Annotated in this window: 7 protein-coding genes; all 7 read right to left on the bottom strand. The window is 71.3% G+C overall.

Translation table 11 applies throughout. The features are described 5' to 3' along the window. The coding region (gene aroC, locus RT323_RS15480) for a chorismate synthase (RefSeq protein ID WP_313410044.1) at window positions 1-807 on the bottom strand (807 nt) is incomplete at its 3' end. A 37-nt stretch (window positions 808-844) separates the two neighbouring features. After that, a complete protein-coding gene (locus RT323_RS15475; RefSeq protein ID WP_313410043.1) occupies window positions 845-1507 on the bottom strand; it encodes a prepilin peptidase in 663 nt (220 codons plus the stop codon). Window positions 1508-1517: 10 nt separating this feature from the next. Continuing rightward, complete coding sequence (locus RT323_RS15470; RefSeq protein WP_313410041.1) at window positions 1518-2321, bottom strand: shikimate dehydrogenase; 804 nt, start codon at window positions 2319-2321, stop codon at window positions 1518-1520. A 1-nt stretch (window position 2322) separates the two neighbouring features. Next, window positions 2323-3456, bottom strand: a complete 1134-nt coding sequence (gene mltG / locus RT323_RS15465; RefSeq protein WP_313410039.1) for an endolytic transglycosylase MltG — start codon at window positions 3454-3456, stop codon at window positions 2323-2325. Continuing rightward, window positions 3453-3929 carry a Holliday junction resolvase RuvX gene (ruvX, locus tag RT323_RS15460; RefSeq protein WP_313410037.1) on the bottom strand — a complete coding sequence of 159 codons (477 nt, stop codon included), beginning with the start codon at window positions 3927-3929 and terminating at the stop codon, window positions 3453-3455. Before ruvX ends, mltG begins: the two co-directional genes overlap by 4 nt. Continuing rightward, a complete protein-coding gene (alaS, locus tag RT323_RS15455; RefSeq protein ID WP_313410035.1) occupies window positions 3926-6583 on the bottom strand; it encodes an alanine--tRNA ligase in 2658 nt (885 codons plus the stop codon). The genes ruvX and alaS overlap by 4 nt, the downstream gene beginning before the upstream one ends. Beyond that, window positions 6583-6877, bottom strand: a 295-nt coding sequence (locus RT323_RS15450; protein ID WP_313410034.1) for a DUF6167 family protein, incomplete at its 5' end; no start/stop codon positions are given. The genes RT323_RS15450 and alaS, both read right to left, overlap by 1 nt.

Here is a 6877-nt window from a genome sequence, read left to right as displayed (position 1 = left end):
CGTGCGGAATCCGTCCCCGACCTCGACGCCCTTGATCGCCTGGATGCCCATGAGCGCGGCGGCCAGGCGGCTGTCGAGGCGGCGGTCCCACTGCGTGTGCGAGCCCAGGCCCGGGGGCAGGCCCTCGACGATGACCTCGACGACGCCGCCGAGGGTGTCGCCGTCCTTGTGCGCCGCGTCGACCTCGGCGACCATCGCGGCCGAGGCCTCAGGGTCGAAGCAGCGCAGCGGGTCCGCGTCGAGACGGTCGACGTCGGCGTGGCTCGGCAGGACGCCGGCGGGCGCCTTGACGGTGCCCAGCTCGACCACGTGGCTGACGATCGTGGCGCCAGTGGCCTGGGCGATGAACTGGGCCGCGATCTCGCCCAGGGCCACCCGGGCGGCCGTCTCGCGGGCGCTGGCGCGCTCGAGGATCGGGCGGGCCTCGTCGAAGTCGAACTTCTGCATGCCCGCCAGGTCGGCATGGCCGGGGCGAGGACGGGTCAGCGGCGCGTTGCGCTTGAGCCCGGCCAGCGTCTCGGGGTCGACCGGGTCGGCCGACATGACCTGCTCCCACTTGGGCCACTCGCTGTTGCCGATGCGCATCGCGATCGGGCTGCCGAGAGTGCGGCCGTGGCGGATGCCGCCGATGATCTCGAGCTCGTCGGCCTCGAACGCCATCCGCGCGCCGCGTCCGTACCCGAGTCGGCGCCGCGCGAGGGCGGCCTGGATCTCCTTGCTCGTCACCTCGACCCCGGCCGGCAGGCCGTCGAGGGTCGCGACAAGGGCGGGGCCGTGGGATTCCCCGGCGGTCAACCAACGAAGCATGGGGCTGATTCTCTCAGACCCACGGCGTCAGCCTCTGTCAGACCCAGAGAGCGGCGAACGCACCGAGCAGCAGGTAGGGACCGAACGCGATCGGCGTCTGCGTCCCGAGGCGCCCGCGAACCAGGATCAGGCCCACCACCGCGCCGATCACCATGCCCAGGAACACCCCGTAGAACGTGGTCACGTAGCCCAGCGGACCGAGGGCCACGCCGAGCACGGCCGAGAGCCGGATGTCGCCGTATCCCATCGGCCCGAACAGGCCCAGCAGGAAGTAGAAGCCGAACACCACGACGTTGCCGATCAGCGCGTGCAGCAGCACCGAGGCGTCCTGCAGCCACAGTGCGCTCGCGCCGACCAGCAGCCACGTGACGACGTAGAGCGGCGCGACGATCAGGTACGGCAGCAGGTGGACCTTCCAGTCCACCCAGGCCAGCACGGGAGTGGCGGCGGCGATCGGGATCCACACGGGCAGCAGCTTCGGCTCCGAGATCGTCGCGGCGGCGATCGCGGCCAGCGCGGCGGCCGGGAGCGCGAGCCACAGGCCCAGCCGGGGCGTCGCGGCCAGGACGGCGTACGCGATCTTCTCGGGCATGTCCGGCTCGGGCTCGAGCGTGGGCTCGGGCAGCCTCGCCAGCAGCAGCGGCGAGACGAGGGCCAGGGCACCGGCCAGCACGGCACTCAGGAGGACGGGGAGGAGCACGGTGTGCACCCTAACGGCTGGCGAGTGCCTCCGTGGCCGCGTCGAGCAGGACCTGTGGATCGACCTGCCGGCCGGTCATCAGGTCGACCTGCAGCACGGCCTGGTGCGCGAGCAGGTCGAGGCCGGTGACCAACGCGGTGCCGTCCGCCCGCGCCGACCGCATGAGGTCGCTGGGCCACGGGTCGTAGACGACGTCGAAGACGGCCTCGGCCGCACCGACGTACGCGTGCTCGTGCCCGGCGATCCCGGCTCCGGGCACCGTCGAGACGAGCAGGTCGACCGACTGGATCACGTCGACGTGCAGCGGGACGATGGTCGTGGTCAGCCCGAGCTGCTCGACGACCCTGGCGGTCGCGGCGGCCCGGGCGGTGTCGCGCACCCGCAGCTCGACCTGGCTCGCGCCGAGACGATGGGCCGCGAGCGCCACGGACGCAGCGGTCGCGCCGGCGCCGACGATCCGCACCGTGGACAGCGATTCGACGCCGATCCCACGCAGGGCGTTGATCGCTCCGGGCACGTCGGTGTTCGCCGCTGCCCAGCCGCCATCCTGCGCGACGAGCGTGTTGGCGACGCCCAGCGCTTGGGTGTCCGCGTCGCGCGTGACGGCCAGGGCGGCGGCCTCACGCTTGAGCGGAGCCGTGACCGAGTAGCCACGCCATCCCTCGCGGCGCTCGGAGACGAACTCGCGCAGCTCGCCCTCCGCGACGTCGAAGGCGCCGTAGCTCCAGTCGAGCCCGAGTGCCGCGTAGGCCGCCCGGTGCATCGCCGGGGACAGCGAGTGCACGATCGGCGAGCCCAGCACGGCGCACCTCATGTCAGCCCCCACACGAGCCGGCGCCGTACTCGGCCTGGCAATCGGCCGTGTGCTTGCCGAAGTCCTCGTTGTAGATGACCGACCCGTCCTTGGTGGCGAAGAAGAACAGCCACGGTCCCTCGGCGGGGTTCAGCGCCGCCTCGATCGAGGCCTCGCCCGGCGAGCCGATCGGTCCCGGGGGCAGGCCGGCGTGCTGGTACGTGTTGTACAGCGACGGGTTGGCGCGCTCCTCGGCCGTCGTCCAGACGTCGCCCTTGCGCTTGCTGAGGTAGGACACGGTCGAGTCCAGCTGCAGCGGCATGCCCTGCTCGATGCGGTTGTAGAGCACGCGCGCGATCTTGGCGTAGTCCTCGGGCTTCTGGCCCTCGTACTCGAGGATGCTGGCCATCGTCAGGATCTGCTCGCCGTCCATGCCCAGCGCCGGCGCGCGCGAGCCGATGTCGAGGTCCTTGGCCACCTTGAGCGTCTGGTCGACCATGCGCTTGAGCACCGACTGGGCCGTGTCACCGGGTTCCACGAAGTACGTCTCGGGATACAGGTAGCCCTCGGGGTTGCCGTTGGCGAAGTCCGGCAGGCCGATCGTGGACGGGTCGTCGAGCGCCGCCTCGAGGTCCTTGCGCTCCAGCTCGGTGTTCTTCGCGATGATCTCGACGATCTGGCCCACCCGAGCGCCCTCGGGGACGGTGAACTTCGCTTGGACGCGTGCCGACGGGTCGACGAGAGCGGCCAGCGCGGCGTCGGCCGACATCTGCTTGCGCAGCGTGTACGTGCCGGGCTGGATCTGCGTGGCGCGCTGGTCCGACAGGCTCAGCTGGTAGAACGCCTCGGACGACTTCACCACGTCAGCGTCCGCCAGCAGGCGGGCGATCTGCAGGCCGTTCGCCCCCGAGGGGATCGCGACCTCAACCGAGCCCGTGCCGCCGCCGGAGTAGTCCTCCGCGCCGCCCATGCGGTCCATCACCTTGGTGACGCCGACGTAGGCGCCGATCAGCAGCGCGATGATCACCAGGAGCGCCAGCGCGTTGCGGCCGGTCTTCCTCTTCGGCGGCTCCTCGCGGCGACGCGAGCCCGGACGGGAGGGCCGCGGCTCCTCCTCGCCGGTCAGGATCTCCAACCCGCCGTCGTTCTCACTCATGCCTGGTTCCCTTTCGTCACCGAGACGAGCTCGCCGGGGGCGCTGCCTCGCGTCCGTTCCGCGTCGATGGCCGACTGGAGGATGACCACCGCAGCGGCCTGGTCGATCACCGAGCGCGACGACTTCGTCGTCCGCCCACTCGCATGCAACTGGGCCTGGCCCGCCACCGTCGAGAGGCGCTCATCGACCAACCGTACCGAAACCCCTGGGACGGCAGTGGCGAACTCCGCCGCGAAGGCCCGCACCTTGACCGCGGCGGGGCCCTCACGCCCGGACAGGCCGAGCGGCAGCCCGACCACGACCTCGAGCGCCTCGTACTCCTCGACGAGGGCCACGAGCCGCGCGATCGCCTGCGGCCCGGCCTTCACCGTCTCGACCGGCGTGGCGATCATGCCGTCCGGGTCGCACGAGGCGACGCCGATCCGGGCGTCGCCCACGTCGACACCGAGCCGCCGGCCCCTGCGCCACGTCATCCGCGCAAGGCCTCCCGGACGGCGGCGAACGCCGGGTCGATGCCGCCGAGGTCCGTGCCACCGCCCTGGGCGACGTCGGCCTTGCCGCCGCCACGGCCGCCGATGCGCTCCCCCACGACCGAGATGAGCTGCTGGGCCGAGAGGCCCCTGTCGATCGCGGCGGGGTTGAGCGCGACGACGGCGGACGGCTTGTCCCCGGCCGTACCGATCACGACGACGACCGCCGGGCGATCCTGGATCCGGCCGCGGATGTCGAGCGCCAGCTGGCGCACGTCACCGCCGCCGACGCCCTCGGCGCGGTGCCCGACGAAGGCGACGCCGTCGACGTCCTCGGCCGCGTTGGCGATGTCGCCCGCGGCACCCTGGAGTTGCGCCGTCTTGAGCTTCTCGAGCTCCTTCTCGGTCGCCTTGAGGCGCGAGACGAGGTCCTGGACCCGCGCCGGCACGTCGGCCGGCTTCGTCTTGAGCACGTCGGTCAGCTGCAGCACGAGGTCACGCTCGCGGGCGAGGTACTCGAAGCCCTCGATGCCGACGAGCGCCTCGATGCGGCGGTTGCCCGCGCCGACGGACGAGTCGGACGTCAGCACGACCGTGCCGATCTGGCTGGACCGCTCGACGTGGGTGCCGCCGCACAGCTCGCGCGACCAGGGGCCGCCGATCTCGATGACGCGGACGTCCTCGCCGTACGTCTCGCCGAACAGCGCCAGCGCACCGAACTCCTTGGCCTCGGGCAACGTCATCCAGTGCTGCGAGACCTGCAGGTCCTCGCGCAGTGCGCGGTTCGAGACGTGCTCGACGCGGTGGAACTGCTCGGGATCGAGCGCCCCGTTCCAGCCGAAGTCCAGGCGCAGGTAGCCGGGACGGTTGTACGAGCCGGACTGCAGCGCGGTCGGGCCGAGCACCTCGCGCAGGGCGGCGTGCACGACGTGCGTGCCCGAGTGCGCCTGGCGGGCGCCGACGCGCCACTCGTGGTCGACCTCGGCGGACAGGTCCCGCTGCACCGTCAGCTCGCCCTGCTTGACGCGCACCTGGTGCACGACCAGGCCGCGGATCGGACGCTGGACGTCGAGCACCTCGGCCTCGCCGCCGTCCCAGCGCAGGACGCCGGCGTCGGCGTTCTGGCCGCCGGACTCGGCGTAGAAGCCCGTGCGGTCGAGGACGACCTCGCCGACCTGGCCCTCGGTCAGCACGGGGACGGACTCGCCGCCCGACAGCAGCGCCAGCACCTTGGACTCGGTGATCAGGTTCGTGTACGCGACCCAGTCGGTCGGGCCGAACGTGTCGATCGTCGAGCGGTACACGGTCGTGTCGGCGTGGACGCCCTTCTTCGACTTCGCGTCGGCCTTGGCGCGCGCCCGCTGCTCGGCCATGAGCGAGCGGAAGCCCTCCTGGTCGACCTCGAGGCCCTGCTCCTGCGCCATCTCCAGCGTCAGGTCGATCGGGAAGCCGTAGGTGTCGTGCAGCGTGAACGCGGCGTCGCCCGACAGGCCCTTGCCGCCGGACTGCTTGATCGTGTCGACCGCCGTGTCGAAGATCTGCGTGCCCTTGCCGAGCGTCTGGCGGAACGCCTCCTCCTCGGCGTAGGCGACCCGGCTGATGCGCGCGAAGTCCGACTCCAGCTCGGGGTAGGACGCCTTCATCCGCTCGAGGCTGACCGGCAGCAGCTCGGGCAGCGCCGGGTCCTCGAAGCCGAGCAGGCGCATCGAGCGGACGGCCCGGCGCAGCAGGCGACGCAGCACGTAGCCGCGCGACTCGTTGCCGGGAGTGACGCCGTCGCCGATCAGCATGAGGCTGCTGCGGACGTGGTCGGCGATCACGCGGAACCGCACGTCGTCCTCGTGGTTCGCGCCGTACGCGCGACCCGTGAGCTCGGAGGCACGCTCGATGACGGGGTAGACCTCGTCGATCTCGTACATGTTCTCCTTGCCCTGCAGGAGGTACGCGACCCGCTCGAGGCCCATGCCGGTGTCGATGTTCTGCTTCGGCAGCGGCTGGATGACGTCGAACTTGTCCTTGGCGGAGACGTTCGCGATCTCCTCCTGCATGAAAACGAGGTTCCAGATCTCGAGGAAGCGGTCCTCGTCGGCCTCGGGGCCACCGTCGGGTCCGTACTGGGCGCCGCGGTCGACGTAGATCTCCGAGCACGGGCCGCCCGGTCCCTCGACGCCCATGTGCCAGTAGTTGTCCAGCAGGCCGCGGTTCTGGATGCGCTCGTCCGGCAGGCCGGCGACGCGCTTCCAGATCTCACGCGCCTCGGTGTCGGTGTGCAGGACCGTGACCCAGATCTTCTCGGGGTCGAAGCCCAGGCCGCCGTCGTCGACAGAGTTCGTGATCAGCTCCCACGCGAGGGTGATGGCACCCTCCTTGAAGTAGTCGCCGAAACTGAAGTTGCCGTTCATCTGGAAGAACGTCCCGTGACGCGTGGTCTTGCCGACCTCCTCGATGTCGAGGGTGCGCACGCACTTCTGCACGCTGGTGGCGCGGTCGAACGGCGGCGTCTCCTGGCCCAGGAAGTACGGCTTGAACGGCACCATGCCGGCGTTGACGAACAGCAGGTTCGGGTCGTCGAAGAGCAGGGGTGCCGACGGCACGACCGTGTGGCCGGCGTTCGCGAAGTGAGCGAGGAATCTGCGCCGGATCTCAGCGGTTTCCATCAGTGGGAGTCCTTCTGTTCGGGGGAAGAGTCTGGCTCGGGCAGGGCGAGCCGAAGGTCGTGGTCGAGCAGGTGGTGGCGCACGTGCTGCTCCTGGGCGCTCATGCCCTCGGCCATCTCGGCGCGGAACGCCCGCACCCCGGAGCCGAGTGCCGCGGCCTGGTCGATCAGGCCGGGCATCGAGAGCCGGTAGGCGGCGCGCCTGGCCTTGACGCTGGAGTAGACGCCGGCGGCCGCACCGGCGACGAACCAGGCGAGGCGGGCACTCACGAGCCCACCCAGCCCCGGCCGGCCG

Source organism: Aeromicrobium sp., from assembly GCF_032084975.1.
GTDB lineage: Bacteria > Actinomycetota > Actinomycetes > Propionibacteriales > Nocardioidaceae > Aeromicrobium.
Note: the sequence above shows the minus strand (reverse complement) of the source record. Positions and strands in the feature narration are given on the sequence as shown.